The sequence below is a fragment of the Clostridium sp. AF32-12BH genome (assembly GCF_003477935.1).
GTDB lineage: Bacteria > Bacillota > Clostridia > Lachnospirales > Lachnospiraceae > Brotaphodocola.
Genome location: NZ_QUEH01000005.1, coordinates 142730 through 157602, shown reverse-complemented (window position 1 = coordinate 157602; position 14873 = coordinate 142730). Strand labels below are relative to the sequence as shown.

12 protein-coding genes are annotated in these 14873 nt (G+C 48.5%); 3 read left to right on the top strand and 9 right to left on the bottom strand.

The genetic code is table 11. The features are described 5' to 3' along the window. Positions 1 to 90 precede the first annotated feature (90 nt). On the top strand, positions 91 to 885 hold the full coding sequence (locus DWZ40_RS06660) for a GNAT family N-acetyltransferase (RefSeq protein WP_118541969.1): 795 nt from the start codon (positions 91 to 93) through the stop codon (positions 883 to 885). A gap of 16 nt (positions 886 to 901) precedes the next feature. On the opposite strand, the gene DWZ40_RS06655 is transcribed toward DWZ40_RS06660, so the two are convergent. Beyond that, positions 902 to 1738, bottom strand: a complete 837-nt coding sequence (locus tag DWZ40_RS06655; protein WP_118541967.1) for an Mrp/NBP35 family ATP-binding protein — start codon at positions 1736 to 1738, stop codon at positions 902 to 904. A 374-nt stretch (positions 1739 to 2112) separates the two neighbouring features. On the opposite strand from DWZ40_RS06655, the gene DWZ40_RS06650 reads away from it, so the two are divergent. Beyond that, positions 2113 to 2823: a GTP pyrophosphokinase family protein gene (locus DWZ40_RS06650; protein WP_118541965.1), complete on the top strand. Its 711-nt coding sequence runs from the start codon at positions 2113 to 2115 to the stop codon at positions 2821 to 2823. 82 nt (positions 2824 to 2905) lie between these two features. On the opposite strand, the gene DWZ40_RS06645 is transcribed toward DWZ40_RS06650, so the two are convergent. The 8 genes from DWZ40_RS06645 to DWZ40_RS06610 form a co-directional block, all read right to left on the bottom strand. Continuing rightward, positions 2906 to 3544, bottom strand: coding sequence for a DUF6198 family protein (locus DWZ40_RS06645; RefSeq protein ID WP_118541963.1), 639 nt, complete (start codon positions 3542 to 3544; stop codon positions 2906 to 2908). Positions 3545 to 3745: 201 nt separating this feature from the next. Further along, positions 3746 to 5107, bottom strand: coding sequence for an MATE family efflux transporter (locus tag DWZ40_RS06640; protein ID WP_118541961.1), 1362 nt, complete (start codon positions 5105 to 5107; stop codon positions 3746 to 3748). 4 nt (positions 5108 to 5111) lie between these two features. Then, positions 5112 to 6335 carry a CoA transferase gene (locus DWZ40_RS06635; RefSeq protein ID WP_182431643.1) on the bottom strand — a complete coding sequence of 408 codons (1224 nt, stop codon included), beginning with the start codon at positions 6333 to 6335 and terminating at the stop codon, positions 5112 to 5114. 125 nt (positions 6336 to 6460) lie between these two features. Continuing rightward, entirely contained in the window at positions 6461 to 7816 is a 1356-nt protein-coding gene (locus DWZ40_RS06630; RefSeq protein ID WP_118541957.1) for a 2-hydroxyacyl-CoA dehydratase family protein, read from the bottom strand. Continuing rightward, positions 7816 to 8994, bottom strand: a complete 1179-nt coding sequence (locus DWZ40_RS06625) for a 2-hydroxyacyl-CoA dehydratase family protein (protein WP_182431642.1) — start codon at positions 8992 to 8994, stop codon at positions 7816 to 7818. The genes DWZ40_RS06630 and DWZ40_RS06625 overlap by 1 nt, the downstream gene beginning before the upstream one ends. Before the next feature lie 88 nt (positions 8995 to 9082). Further along, positions 9083 to 10228, bottom strand: a complete 1146-nt coding sequence (locus DWZ40_RS06620; protein ID WP_118541953.1) for a CapA family protein — start codon at positions 10226 to 10228, stop codon at positions 9083 to 9085. A 33-nt stretch (positions 10229 to 10261) separates the two neighbouring features. After that, positions 10262 to 11560, bottom strand: coding sequence for an SLC13 family permease (locus DWZ40_RS06615; protein WP_118541951.1), 1299 nt, complete (start codon positions 11558 to 11560; stop codon positions 10262 to 10264). Between the two features lie 206 nt (positions 11561 to 11766). Next, complete coding sequence (locus DWZ40_RS06610) at positions 11767 to 12921, bottom strand: CapA family protein (protein WP_118541949.1); 1155 nt, start codon at positions 12919 to 12921, stop codon at positions 11767 to 11769. A gap of 291 nt (positions 12922 to 13212) precedes the next feature. On the opposite strand from DWZ40_RS06610, the gene DWZ40_RS06605 reads away from it, so the two are divergent. After that, positions 13213 to 14856 carry a helix-turn-helix domain-containing protein gene (locus tag DWZ40_RS06605; protein WP_118541947.1) on the top strand — a complete coding sequence of 548 codons (1644 nt, stop codon included), beginning with the start codon at positions 13213 to 13215 and terminating at the stop codon, positions 14854 to 14856. The last annotated feature ends 17 nt before the right edge of the window (positions 14857 to 14873 follow it).

Here is a 14873-nt window from a genome sequence, read left to right as displayed (position 1 = left end):
AGTCAATGTGCATTCTTGTATTCTTTATGTTTTTTTCTTATACTTTACTTACCAAAGAAAACCTTGAATTTTCCCATCAGGAGGCGCTCCATGCATCTGAATTTATCCATTTACTCAACCAATTTGCTCACCCAAAAGCAGCAGGAAGAAACAGCAGATCTGACTGCTGTCTGTCATCATCATGACCAGAATGATCTTTCTTATCCATTGGAAGAAACAGACGTCACCCATTTTCTCGCTTATCTCCCGGATGGCTCGCTTGCTGCCTGCCTCGCACTGATTCCCTACGAAGAGGACCTGGCAGAATGCTGCGCTTTCACGCATCCGGATTTTCGAAACCAGGGAATCTTCTCCCGACTGTTAGAAGAAGGACTCTCTCATATCCCAGACAGCGATCTGCTCTTTGCCGTGTCTGAATCCTGTCAGGATACCGTAAAAACCCTGGCGGCACTTGGCGCCGAAAAAGAATCCGAAGAACTGATGATGGAATGTGACTTAACTTCCCATTCCTGTTTCCACGTTACGCAAACGGCAGCCGCTTCTGCCGCCCCTTCGCATTCCCCCTCGATAACATCCGGCAGTTTCTCTCTTCACCAGACTTCTGCCTCCGAATTTTGTCTTTATCAGGGGGATTTGCGCCTTGGCACTGCCTTTGCAGAGCCAGTCCGTGAAGGAACCGTCTGCCTGCATCATGTGGAAATTCTGCCAGAATACCGTCATCAGGGTCTTGGTACGGTATTTTTCACCCTGCTGCTTCCTGCGCTTGCCAGCCAGGGATTCCAGACGGCATTGCTTCAGGTTGCCGGTGACAATATGCCCGCCATAGCCCTGTACAAAAAAACAGGGTTTTCTGTCACGAAAACCCTGTCGTATTACTTCTATTAAATTCAGTAGATTCGGATTACAGTGCCAGCACTTTCTCGGCTGCTGCATCAAACCAGTCTCGCTCCAGGTACTCAATGGTACCGTTATCAACATGCTCAGCTACCTTCGGATCGATCGGAAGTTTTGCCAGAACCGGAAGATCGTACTCTTTGGCGATTTCATCGATATGACTCTCACCAAATACCGAAATCTTCTTGCCGCAGTCCGGGCACTCCAGATAACTCATATTCTCGACCAGTCCAAGGATCGGCACGTTCATCTTCTGCGCCATCTTCACAGCCTTTGCCACAATCATGGAAACCAGTTCCTGCGGAGAGGTCACAATGATGATGCCATTGACCGGAAGAGACTGGAATACCGTTAACGGAACATCACCGGTTCCCGGCGGCATATCAACAAACATGTAGTCCACATCTTCCCAGAGTGTTTCATTCCAGAACTGCTTGACTGCACCTGCAATGACCGGACCTCTCCAGATGACCGGATCCGTATCATTGTCCAGAAGCAGGTTTGCAGACATAATGTCAATACCAAGTGCGGACGTTGCCGGAATCATGAGGTTGTCTTTTGTCATCATGACCATATTATTATTCAAACCAAATGCCTTCGGGATGGACGGTCCTGTAATGTCCGCATCCAGGATAGCGGTATGTTTGCCTTTGCTGTTCATCTTCACAGCCATCATGGCAGTAACCAGAGATTTGCCGACACCGCCCTTTCCGCTGACTACTCCGATCACTTTTTTCACGCTGCTTGCCGGGTTTAACGGCTCTAAAAAGCTTGTCTGCTCCGCTGTGCGGCTTCCGCAGGATTCCCCGCAGGTGCTGCAGTTGTGAGTACAATTCTCGCTCATGTAAATACCTCCACATTTTCTATCATACATTTCTGTTTTACAGCCGTATTCGGCATCCATGCGGCAGACAATCCGCCTGGATGTTTGACAGCTGCTATTCTCTTTGCGATTTTCGCAAAAAAGACCCTAATTGAAAGCATACCACATTTCAAAGAAAAACAAAACCCTTGTACCGGAAAATATACCGACTTGCACTGGAAAATATACTGGCTTTCTCAGAATTACTAAACAAAAACTCCCCATTTCACCCAACACAGCTGATATCAAAAATATCCCTTGTATGACACTTAAAATCTGGTATAATATAGATAATATTTCTACAATATTTCTTCAAAACTGGAACTATTGCACAAAAAGCAACGAGGTATTTACTGATGAACATGAATATGAACCCGAACAGTGAACTGGTCCAGTCCGCTGTCAATGTACCAAATCTGGTCCAGGTACCAGATGCCCTGGTCAGCCAGGCAAGAGAATTCCAGCAGGCCATGATGATGTACACCTGCGCCATCCGCGAAGTAAAAACCAAACTGGAAGTATTAAACGATGAGCTTTCCATCAAAAACCAGAGAAACCCCATCGAGATGATCAAATCCCGTGTTAAAAAACCGATCAGCATCGTAGAAAAACTGCAGCGCAGAAATCTCCCGGTCAGCCTGGAATCCATGATGAACAACTTAGACGACGTAGCTGGCATCCGCGTCATCTGCTCTTTCGTTGACGATATCTATGCTGTAGCCAACATGCTGGTCAGCCAGGACGATATCACCGTCATTGCCATCAAGGATTACATCAAAAATCCAAAGCCGAACGGCTACCGCAGTTACCATCTGATCATCGAGATCCCGGTCTTCTTCTCCGAGGAAAAGAAAAACCTCCGTGTGGAAGTCCAGATCCGGACCATCGCCATGGATTTCTGGGCAAGTCTGGACCACCAGCTCAAATACAAAAAAGACATCGGAAACGTTGCCGATGAGATCAGTGAGGACCTGCGCCAGTGTGCAGACGTCATTGCAGCCACCGACCAGCATATGCTCCAGATTCGAAAACGCATCGAAGATAAAAGTGGCAGACATCCGAAATAACATATTGTTAACGTAATAGGACCGTGAAAGTTGCCTTCGGCAACTTTCACGGTCCATCGTTTTTTCAACGAAATTGTTATTTTTAGAAGCAGAGTTTCTGCACGATCGGACTGACACGTTTCTTCATGACCGGAAGGATCTTTCCTACCAAGATCGCACTTAAGACGGTGCCCTCGCGGATACCAAACAGTCCATGCATGAACAGGAACGATAAGATCACACCGATTGCCACGGAAGAGCAGTCTATCATGATCTTGATCTTATGGAACTCAATGTTCGGGAAGCAGTCGCTGATGGCAAGCGTCATACCCTCCATCGGCATGTTGACCAGTTTTACATCCATGTAAATTGCTACGCCGAGCGCTACCAGAACAATACTGATCGCCATCATAAGAAGCTGACCGAAATAGGTCGGAATCACGAAACCGTGCATCACGCCTTTTGCAAAGTCTGCAAAGTAACCGAAAATCGTGGAAAAGATCAGCTGGGTTAAGTTAAACCACTGATATTCCTTACGCTTGATGAGGATCTGCACAACCATGTAAGCCACAAACACACCGATGATGCACCGGCCAAGATCGACTTTCAGGATCAGTGAAATGACATACGGTAAAGAGTTGACCGGAGATACACCCAGGTTGGAATTTACCGAAAAAGCTACGCCGAACGCCATAAACAATAATCCGACGCAATACAACAGGATTCGCATTAACATTTTCATTTTTTGTCTTTTCTCCCTTTTTTTAGTGGTTGATAATATTATAACGTACCAGCAAAATTATGTAAATATAGATATGTCGAAACTGATATGGAGAATTTTAACAAAATTTTAATGTGAGATTTTTACATTTTTCTTTTTCCGTTAAGTTTCTAACAGTTTTCTGCTGTTCCGGATCGAACAGGATCCACCGTACCTCTCCATTCAATGGCTGACACCCCGTATTTTTTTGATCCATTTTCCACTGCGCATCCGAAACAGACAAATGATCGTCTTCATCAGATTGTCAATCCGGAGGAAGAAGAAAACCCAGAACGGCGGCCATTTCCACACCAGCCCCGCCATAGCGCCAAGCGGCACGCTGAATACCCATAAAAACAGAATGTCCGCAATCATCAGGAAACGGGTGTCTCCTCCGCTGCGCAGGATTCCCTTTGTCAGGATTCCTCCTGTCATCATAAAGATCACGGTAATGCTGACTGCGCGCATCAGCTGCGCCGCAATGGCTGCGGTCTCGCTGGTGATCCGGTACATGCCGATCACCCACGGACTGATCGCAAGGATCAGCACGCCACAGAAGATTCCGATCAGGAATCCAATAAACGTGAAAGAAATGCCCTGTTCTGTTGCTTTTTTTGCATCTCCTTCTCCCAGGGTATTTCCGGTAATGATCAGCGCTGACTGTCCCAGTCCCGCTGAAAATACAGATGCGATCTGCTGGGTTACATTGGTAATGGAGTTTGCCGACATGCAGGCGGTTCCCATATGTCCCCAGACTGCCATAACCATGCTGTTTCCCACACCCAAAAGCGTGTCACTGATCATGACCGGAAGGGAAATGCGCAGATATTCCGATACCAGTTCCTTACAGGACCGGAACAGATCGCGCAGTCGGAAACGGATTTTTTGATCGATCAGGAAGAAATATCCACAGATCATGGAAAATTCGAAAATACGGCTGATCAGCGTACCAACTGCAGCTCCCGCCACACCCATGGCCGGTGCTCCCAGTTTTCCGAAGATAAACATCCAGTTAAAGAAAATATTAATAAAGAATGCCCCGATTGCCGTATAGAGCGGAATGTGTGTCTGACCGCTGTTTCTTAAAACCAGCGTCGTTACCGTTGAACTTCCGTATAAAAAAAAGCACGGAAGCGTCCACCTCAGATAACGGACTCCTTCCGCGATTGCCTCGGGCTCTTTTGTCAGGAGACTTAAGACAGCCGCCGGTGCCATCCCGACAATCAGGGTCACCGCCAATGCTATGGTAAAGCAGAAGCGGTACAACATCGTTAATGTTTTGGAAAGGCTCTCTTTATCTCCTGCACCCCAGTACCTTGCGATCAGAACACTCGCCCCCATTCCCATGCCCATGGACATGAAATGGTAAAAATTGTGTACTTGGGTTCCCACCGCACTGGCGGCCAGGGCAGTTTCATTTAACTGCCCCAGCATAATGGTATCCATCATATTTACGCCAACGGTGATCACCTGCTGTGCAGAGATTGGAGCACTCAGTTCCCAGACTTTTTTATAAAATGCCTTCTCTCTGACGAATAATTTCATAGGCTTAGATGACTTTCTTTGCTTTTAAGTCTGCCAGCTGCTCTTCTGTCAGACCAAGAAGACCGCCATAAACCTCTTCGTTGCTTCCGCCCAGTTCCGGACTGCACTCATACTCAACCTTTACTTCACTCATCTTCGGTGCGAAGCCAGGCAGTTTTACTTTGCCGCGCTGCGGATGATCGATCTCAACCATCATGCCGCGCTCATAGTACTGCGGATCGTTGGTAATATCGTCTACGGAAAGCAGTGCGCCTGCCGGGATATCTGCCTTGCAGAGGATATCCATAGCGGTGAACTTATCGTAATCTTTCAGCCAGTCTTTGATCGCGCCGTCGCAGATGTCTCTGTGCTCATAACGGCTGCGCGGGGTTGCCATTTCCGGACATACATCCTGTTTTAAATCCGGACGTCCGATGACATCACAGAGGTTATCCCACTGCTTGCTGCCCGGATGACGGCTGCAGTAAATATGTACATAATCGTTCTTGCCGAACGGTTTGCACGGATAAGTATCGGACGGAGCCACATCCTCAAGCGGCATGCCGTTGCCGACACGGCGGTTCGGAACTTTTCCATTGTTGTAGTACGGCTCCCACTGGGAACGGGAAAGACCGATCATGAAATCCTGCATTGCAACGTCTACACGCTGGCCAATGCCCTCGCGCTCACGCTGTAAGAGTGCTGCAATGATACTCATGGCAAGGGTAATACCGGTACCGGAGTCTGCTACGGAAATACCACACTTGATTGGCTGATCCGGAAGTCCGGTTGCAGAAACCATAACACCGGTGTGGGTTGCGATCGGGTCAAATGCCGGGTAATCTTTGTACGGGCCATCCTGTGCAAAGCCCTTTAAGCTGGCATAAATGATCTTCGGATTGATTTCCTTACAAGCCTCATAGGTCAGACCCAGGTTGTTCATGGATCCCGGTCCCATGTTCTCTACGATGACATCGCTCTTTGCAACGAGATCCTTTAACAGCTGCAGTCCTTCTGGAGATTTTGCGTTGCAGGTAATGGATTTCTTATTCATATTCATAACCAGGAATCCATAGGTATCAACACCCGGATTTGCCTGGGAATAACGTCCCAGCTCCCCCTTTACCGGACGCTCAACTTTTAATACTTCTGCGCCCAGCCATGCCAGAGTCTCCGTACAAACAGTACCAGACTCAAACTGAGTCATATCCAGTACACGGTATCCAGAAAGCGGTCCTTTACATGCCATAATTACATTCCTCCAATTCTTGTTTTCGCCAAAGTTGATTTCTGTTTTTATTTCTTTTTCTTTCATCTGCCTGCCCGGTTTCGCAGATCGTGCTATGCCGGACAGACATTTTTTGCTTTATTGCTTTATTTTTTTGCTTCTTTCGCCTCTTTGTTTGGGATAACGCGGTTCTCAATGAACTCATCGACCAGATTGGTCATCGTCTCCGCGTTCCACTTGCGCGGGTTAACCGGATCTGCATGGAATGCAAGAACCGGGAATCCAGCCTCTTCCAGACGCTTCTTAATAAAATAACTTCCCTCTACCGCCTGCATATCGTTCTCCGGGATCATATAAACGACACCGTCGATATCGTTCTGCTTTGCCTGCTGTACGAACCACTCACTGTTCCACGGCGGCATATGAAGGAAATCTTCCATTCCGATGAAACGGGCTGCCAGTGCACGAAGCGGATCTTCTTCTACATGATTGCGGAGGTAAGCATCTGCACCCATAGCCAGATACATGGACCACATGAAGACTGCGCCATACTTCTGCTCAAAACGCTGATAGAAACCGAAATCCTGCCACATACCGCGACCAAGCCACATCAGGCGGTATTTCTCATTCGGAACAGCAGCCTCACCTTTATCGATCAGCTCTTTGATCTCTTCATAGAGGCTCTTTGCGTGTGCAGCTGCCCACTCGGTGCCGCGCTGCCACTGTGCCTGCATAACAGCATTGATCGTATCCACTACGGTAACCGGAACCGGATGACTTGCAGCGATCATATCACGGATCTTTTTATAGTAGCCTTCCTGCTCATTGATCAGGTCCATGACATGCTGGAGCTTGTTCATATCCATCATCTTTCCGGTCTTCATCTCCAGATAGCTGATCAGGGCTTTCAGCTCTTCGACTGCCAGGTCGATACGGTCTTTATCGTACAGCTCTTCCCAGCGGTCTGCAGTCAGCTCATACCAGTTTAACGGGGTCTTTCTTGCAACCGTATTTTCCATGACGTACAGATCAGCACCATAGTTCTGTGCGATCAGCCCAAAGATCTTGCTCTGGCAGTCACCGGTCAGACGGGTAATGCTGATGGTCGGCTTTGGAAGTCCGCCCCACGGTCCAAGAGGCTTGCCCTCTTCGTCCAGCTTGTGGTCATCCGGGTCAAAGCTCTCTGCCAGTGCCTGCGCATCGTAGCTGTTTAAGTCATTGCGATAGCCATTGTCTGTCATCAGCTGGGCATACTTGCGGGTCATACGTTTTGCTCCGCAGATTGCAGCCCACCACTGGTTTACAACAAACGGAATGTCCATGGCACGGAAGATTTCCATCGGCACATCGGCATTCAGGATCGCGAAATCGCATCCTTCCCGCTCTACGCGGGCTTTCATATCAAAGAACCACTGTTTCTGGTAAGCACCTGCTGCTGCGGTTGCTTTCAGTTTTTTCACAACGGAGGATTTTGATCCGGTTGCTTTCTTTTCTTCTGGCATCACTGATCCCCTCCTTTTCCTGCTTTCAGTTCTTCTGCAAATGCAGCGAGTTTTTCGTCCAGATCTTCATTTTTTGCTGCCGGCCAGAGCATTCTGCCAAAGGTGCAGGACTTGATGCCGCGGGCTGCAAGACTCTTTCTCTGGTTTGGCATATCCCAGGTAGCAACTTCGTCGTAAAGATTGGTATAGAAGATGACTGCCTCCGGCTTGGTCTCCTCCACCTCACGTTCCAGTGCCTCCACACGCTGGGAAACAAATGCTTTCTTTGCAGAAAACTCTCTCAGCATATAGCGGTCTACCAGCGCACGGGTTACCGGGTACTCCAGATTGAAATCACGGTTGTAATAACGGTCTCCCCAGTTGGTATCTTCTCCGACGACCACAAGACCCTTTGCCTCGATCTTCTCGTAGAGTGCGGTATCTTCATGCTCTGCTCCGGTGTAGAAGACACGCGGTCCTTCCAGTACCGGCCAGCTCTTTGCGTCTTCCGTAACCTGACGCACCAGCTCAGTGTGGGCTGTACGCTCCATGAAAAGTCCGGCTCCGATGATCACCATCGCTTCGCTTCCGGCAATGTGTACCTCGTCTCCATGACGGAGAGCTGCCATCTCACGCAGTGCCTGACGGTTTTCGTTACAGATCTTTCCGGCTTCACGGATTGCTTCATCCGTGATCTCATGTCCGGCCCACTCTTCTACCTGTTTGCGGAACAGGTCCATGACAAATTCATTCCGTTTCTGGTGCATCTGGTGTCTGGTAAACAGCCAGTCAATGAATGCAAACGGAGGAAGGTTCTTCTCCGGTTCTACACGGTGCAGTTCTCTTAAATACAGGAAAATACGGATTACCACGTCGGTACTGTTGGAGATTGCCAGCGCATCCAGCTGTTCTCCATAGGTGCCGTCGATCAGTTTTTCAAACTGCGCACGGACAACCGGCTCAAACGCGTATTCCAGATATTTGTTTGTCTCCTCCAGGGAACGGTCCGGATCTGCATAGATCTGAACAGGCAGCATGTCTGCTGCGATCAAAAGTTCATCCGGAACATCAAATCCCAGTTTACCAACTACTTTTTTCCCCTGGGCGCGCCACTTTGCAGCTTCTGCGTCCCGGTGATCCCAGACTTCTTTCAAAGCAGTAAAGGCTTTGCTCTCCAAAGCACAATTACGAATGCTCATCGGTGTGTCACATCCTTTCCAAAATATGGTGGAACAGGTTCTTTTCCAATTTTCCTGAAGACTGTTCCACGCTCTTACATGAATCCGATCACGGTGTCTTGCTTTCCATGATGACATAACTGCCGTCATCACTCCAGCGCAGCGCGGCATTTAAATTTGCGCCGTCGGTCTGACGAAGAATGAAATCCAGAACTTTCTGACCACCATGGTCTCTTGTCTTCACGACAATATTTCCAGATTTTTCAATGTAGCACGGAATGAATCCGCACTCTGTCACGCCGTCCTTGTTTGCCATAACTTTGGCGATCATGGTGTAACGGGAAGGTTCCGACCATGGGTAAAACGCTACTTCATAATGTCCGTCTCCCCGGCCTTCTTTTGCCCGCTGCTTTAAGTACGCAATCATCTCCGGGGTGTCATTGTAACCGGCCGTCATGGCGTAAGTCACACAGACGAAATTTCCAAGTCCATGATAAATCGGTTTGCCCTTATAGAGTTCCACCCCTTTTAGTACATGGTGATGATGGGCGAAGATAATGTCGGCTCCGGCATCCAGCGCCGCGTAACACATTGGCTGCTCATATGCATCCAGACGCGGATGGTCACCGCCGTTTCCTTTGTGGAATACCACCACTGCGATATCCACCTGTTTTTTCAGTTCCGCTACCTCTTCCTTCAGTTTGCGGATATCCTGCTCCCAGATAAAGGTGTAAACCTTTGCTGGACAGCCCGGCATATCCCGCGCCGGAACGTAGCTGGTTTCTACTTTTACATAATTGGCTCCCGGCTTCTGGGAAGTCGCCCAGCCAAGCTGCGGGCCTGTCGCATTGTAAGAAAGTACGCCGATTTTCAAACCGTCTTTTTCTACAATGGCAGGCTTTTTCGCCTCCATGATATTGGCACCGCCCCCTGCAGGGTGAATGCCAAGCTCTTTTAATTTTTCCACGGTATCGATCACGCCGTACGGCCCACAGTCGTACAGGTGGTTACCGGCTACCGTGGCAATATCAAACCCGATATCCGCCAGCACCTCAAGGTGCTGGGGATTGGATGGCGGTGCCTGGATATCGATGCAGGACGGAAGATTGCGGGTCGTGTGGGGGGTCTCCACATGACCGATCAGCACATCCTGTTCTCCAAGGATTTCCCGCGTTCCCTCGAAATAAGGCTCCATAGGTCCGGGTTCGTCTAAAATCAGATCGCCGACACAGCAGATGCTGATTTCTTTATTCATATAAATACTCCCCCTTATCGTAAATCCGCTTGATTAGAACGGAATCTTACCAATTACAGCGCCAAATACGGTACATAAAATGGTTACAAGCCAGATCCATTTGAAGGAATATTTCAGGTGCTCACCCATGGTGCAGTCTGCCAGGCCAAGTGCCAGGTACGGAGACGGTCCGATGAGGGTGATACCAGCTGCGATCGCACACGGAACTACGATAGAAGTTGCCAGTGCCAGATCGGTTACACCGTATGTGCTGACGATCTGCTGCATGATCGGGGTCAGTGCGAAGTAAATATTATCACTACCGATGATGGTATTGATCGGCATTACCAGAAGAGATACTAAGAAGCACAGATGTCTGCCAAGGCTTTCTGGAAGCACTGCAAGGATGGTGTTGGTCATGCTTTCGATCATGCCGGTTCCGTTCATAACACCAACTAAAACACCGATTGCGATAATGGTCATAACCATGTTGATCGCCGGGCCGCCGTACTGTTTGATCTTCGCGCCCTGTTCCTTGGTGGTCTTGAAGTTTACGATCAGAGCCAAGCCAAATGCTACGATAAATCCGATTGCGGTACCAAACCAGCCAAGAAGAAGACCAACGATCATGAATGCGGTTAACGCCATATCAAAGATCAGGACCGGTCTGCTGACAGAAACTTTTGCCGGCTGGGCTAAGGTTTTCTTTAATTCTGCGAACTCTTCATCAGTCATACCTGCACCGTTTTTCTTCTCGAGTGCTGCGATCGGGATCATGAGAAGCAGGGAAATGACGATCGCGAATGCCTGGATCGGTGCCAGGTAACGCCATAACTCCTGTGCATCCAGACCGGTTACGGAAGTAATACGGAGCATGGAAGCGCACCACGGTGTGATGTTCATTGCACCAGATAAGAGGCACATAACAAATACGATACAGATCGGGCGCATCTTCATTTTCTTGAAGATCGGCAGCATGGTCGGAATGGTAACCAGAGCTGTGGTTGCACCGGAGCCGTCCAGATGAGAAATAATGGTAACGAAGCAGGCAACGTAAAGAACTGCCAAAACGTTGTTGCCAAGATATTTCATAACGCGGTTTACGATAACATCGAACATACCTACATCACTGAGCAGGCTGAAGAACATAACCGCGAATGAAAACAGGATAATGGTATTCAAAACCGATTTGAAACCATCGTTCATAAAGCCCTGAATGTCTTTTAATCCATATCCAAGGATCAAAGCTGCGACGATCGGGATGATACCGAACACCGGGATAATGGATGTTTTATTGCTGATCAATAATACAACGATAATCGCCAACATGATAAAGCCCATTGCTGTTGTCATAACGTTTCCCCCTTATTTTGCTGCATGATTTTCAAACATTTTCGTAACTGTTCAGTACCTTCACAGTCACGAGCAAAAATCCATTGAAAATTGCCTTCGGCAATGGGATTTTTGCTTTCTAGCCCATGTTTTCGTACGGTCAGCGCAGCAAGTGCGCAGACCTACTGAATAGTTACACATTTTCTGTTTTTGAATGTTAGCAGATCTTATTCTTCTCCTGTAACCTGTACCCATCCTTCTGCTCTCCACTTCAGCTGGATGGAAAGTTTCTGTTCCTTTGAGATCTGTTCTACATAGTCGATGACCTCTTTGGCTTCCTCATAGGTTTTCAGGATTTCCGGTGCTCCCTGTTTGTTGATATAGCAGGGAACAAAACCAAACTCTGTAATGCCTTCTTTTGTTGCAGTCATCCGGGCAAGCATGGTCTTGCGGCTCTCCGGATTGAATGCGTAGAACGGCATATCCGGATCCGGTGTAAAGCCAAACAGCTTCTTGCGCTGTTCGATCCAGCGCAGGCGTTCCGGACTGTTGTTGTCACCACTCGGTGTCAGTGCATGGGTAACACAGACAAAGTTGCCGAGATTGTGATAAATCGGCTTGCCACGGTACACTTCGATTCCGCGAAGAATGTGGGCATGATGTCCGATCACTGCATCGGCTCCCGCATCGATTGCCGCATGTGCCAGAGGTTTCTCGTACATTTGGATCTCGGCGTGGGTATGTACCATTCCCTTATGCAGTGCTACTAAAAGAATGTCGCACTGGCTGCGCAGTGCACGGATTGCATCCTGCATTTCTTCCAGAGAATCCGGCTCCGGGAAAGTGTAAACCTTTGACGGAAGTCCCGGTGTTGCTCTCGGTGACGGCTCATGGTGCGTCAGGATCTGTACATAGGAAACTCCTGCTTTGTGCGAAGTCGCCCAGCCCTCTTTCGGTCCTACCGCATTAAACCCGATGAGGCCAACCCGGATTCCTTTCTTTTCCACGATCGCAGGTGTTTTCGCCTCTGCCAGGGTTCTTCCGGTTCCTGTCACCGCAATGCCCAGCTTTTTGAGCAGGTCAATGGTGTCCACAATTCCCGGAACTCCATTGTCATGGGCGTGGTTACCGCAGGTGGTGCACATGTTAAATCCGCAGTCTTTTAACGGATTTAAGTTTTCCGGTGGTGCCGGTGGTGCCGGGATGTCCGTACTGTTCGCTTCCCCACGGTCTGTGTGCGGCACTTCGATCTGCCCGATCACAAAGTCCCCTTTCGCCAGGAATTCTCTGGATGGCTCGAAGAAAGAATACGGATCCGGTTCATCGATGATGATATCTCCCGTAGCCAGGATCAGCGCCTGATCCTCTGCTTCCTTTCCCATAACGTCATATCCTCCTTTCCATTGACATATATGTCATTTACCGCTCCGGCAAATTTTATATGTTAATTTTATCGCAAATAACACCTTGGGAACAGGTCGGAAGCGCACACATTTCCCCCCACTTTCATGTGCAGTCTGCACATTTTCAGACGTTCAATTCCCTTTTATCTGTACAAAACAGAATATTTTTACTATGATAATGTTGTTCATTTTTTATCTAAAACAAATTTTTAAAATCTGTCGGCTCCATACATCTGGATTCGCCGGCAGTCACAAGGAGAATGATCCAGCATGAGTCTTTTTACCTCTACCATGCTTCAGGCATGGATCAAAGATCTGATCATAAACGTCCGCACAGGTCAGGGAAACTTATCGTGCAGCGGCGGCATTATGCTGATGACAAACCCCGACATGCTTCTTTCCCCGGAATATCTCTATATCGGTGAGGCAGACACCATTTCAGAGTTTCTGCTGCAGAACCCTGACATTCAGCCGGGAACCTTTCTGATCAGCGCCGGGGACCTTTGTTTGCTTCCTGACTCTATCTCTGAAAATCTTACGATCATTGAGACGAATCAGGAACTGCTTTCCCTTTATAACCGGGTTCATGAACATCTGCACCGCTTTCGCGTCTGGGACGAAGAGTTGCATCATATCGTATATACAAATGGCGGACTGCAAAAGCTTTTGGAATACGCCTACCAGGAACTTCATGCCACGATCCTGCTTTTAAATTCCGGTTATAAGCACATTGCTTCCGTCTATGATCCGGACACCCACGATCCGACCGCCGATGAGTTAAGAGAAAACGGTTATCAGTCTTATGACACCATCCAGACCATCCACCATGAACCTGCGATCCGCTGGGGTGAGCACCGCGAATACGCGGAATACATTTCTTCCCTCAGCGGCAATTACACGATCGTGCGCCTGATCCACTATCATGATGAACTCGTTGCGCGCCTGTGCGTCATTTTAAACAGTTCTGAAGCGAATCCGTATTATTCTGATCTGAATGAGCTCTTGTCAAACTATGTCGCGGAATATCTGTTTAACAACCAGAGCAGCGACTACAGCGGCAACTCCCAGTTCGGTGCACTGGCCGCCGACCTGATCGAATGCCGGATCGCCAGCGAGGAAGAGCTGCAGCAGCGTTTAAAACAGATCAAACTTGCCACCCGGCGCTATTACCATGCCATGCTGATCGCATTTCCAGCTACGGAACACCCCGGGCCAACCATTCCCTGGAACTACATCATCAACCAGCTGGAATACATTTTCCCGTTCAGCAATATCACAACCTATAAAGGGGAAATTTTCCTGATCATCCGGAAAATGAAGCGCCGCAGCCGCCTCAGCTTCAACGAAGATGCGCTTTCACGGATTCTGGAAAGTTATCACGGCTATGCCTGCGTCGGCAATGCATCGGAATTTCTCATGTCACTGCCGCCGGTCTACCACCAGTGTCACGAAGCACTGCGTATTGGGCAGATTATGAATCCCAAGCAGCGTATTTTCTATTATGAAGACTACAGTATCTATCATATCATTGAACTGGCCGCCGAAACTTCCCGCCAGAAACTGGGAAGCCGCAACCTGGTGCATCTGTGCAACAATGAACTGATTGCGCTGGTCTTATACGACAAAAAGTACCACACCAATCTGGTGGAAGTCCTGCAGACCTATCTGCTCCACGAACGCAACACCAGCGAAGCCGCCAAGGCGCTCTTCATCCACCGCAATACCATGCTGAACAAGATCCATAAGATCGAAGAGGTCATTGACAGCAGCTTAGATGACCCCAAGCTTCGGGAACGGCTTTTGTTCAGCTGCCGCGTCATCGAATATATGTCACGCTACTGTCACGAGGATATTCTGGTGCTGAAGCGGAATCTGGAAAAAGAAAAAACAAACACAACTACCAAAAGCGATTAAAAAGCCAGAAAACTGCC

Excerpts from the sequence above, each read along its gene's own strand:
- DWZ40_RS06660 (WP_118541969.1), top strand. The coding sequence starts at position 91 with ATGCATCTGAATTTATCCATTTACTCAACCAATTTGCTCACCCAAAAG.
- DWZ40_RS06655 (WP_118541967.1), bottom strand. The coding sequence starts at position 1,738 with ATGAGCGAGAATTGTACTCACAACTGCAGCACCTGCGGGGAATCCTGC.
- DWZ40_RS06650 (WP_118541965.1), top strand. The coding sequence starts at position 2,113 with ATGAACATGAATATGAACCCGAACAGTGAACTGGTCCAGTCCGCTGTC.
- DWZ40_RS06645 (WP_118541963.1), bottom strand. The coding sequence starts at position 3,544 with ATGAAAATGTTAATGCGAATCCTGTTGTATTGCGTCGGATTATTGTTT.
- DWZ40_RS06640 (WP_118541961.1), bottom strand. The coding sequence starts at position 5,107 with ATGAAATTATTCGTCAGAGAGAAGGCATTTTATAAAAAAGTCTGGGAA.
- DWZ40_RS06635 (WP_182431643.1), bottom strand. The coding sequence starts at position 6,335 with ATGGCATGTAAAGGACCGCTTTCTGGATACCGTGTACTGGATATGACT.
- DWZ40_RS06630 (WP_118541957.1), bottom strand. The coding sequence starts at position 7,816 with ATGCCAGAAGAAAAGAAAGCAACCGGATCAAAATCCTCCGTTGTGAAA.
- DWZ40_RS06625 (WP_182431642.1), bottom strand. The coding sequence starts at position 8,994 with ATGAGCATTCGTAATTGTGCTTTGGAGAGCAAAGCCTTTACTGCTTTG.
- DWZ40_RS06620 (WP_118541953.1), bottom strand. The coding sequence starts at position 10,228 with ATGAATAAAGAAATCAGCATCTGCTGTGTCGGCGATCTGATTTTAGAC.
- DWZ40_RS06615 (WP_118541951.1), bottom strand. The coding sequence starts at position 11,560 with ATGACAACAGCAATGGGCTTTATCATGTTGGCGATTATCGTTGTATTA.
- DWZ40_RS06610 (WP_118541949.1), bottom strand. The coding sequence starts at position 12,921 with ATGGGAAAGGAAGCAGAGGATCAGGCGCTGATCCTGGCTACGGGAGAT.
- DWZ40_RS06605 (WP_118541947.1), top strand. The coding sequence starts at position 13,213 with ATGAGTCTTTTTACCTCTACCATGCTTCAGGCATGGATCAAAGATCTG.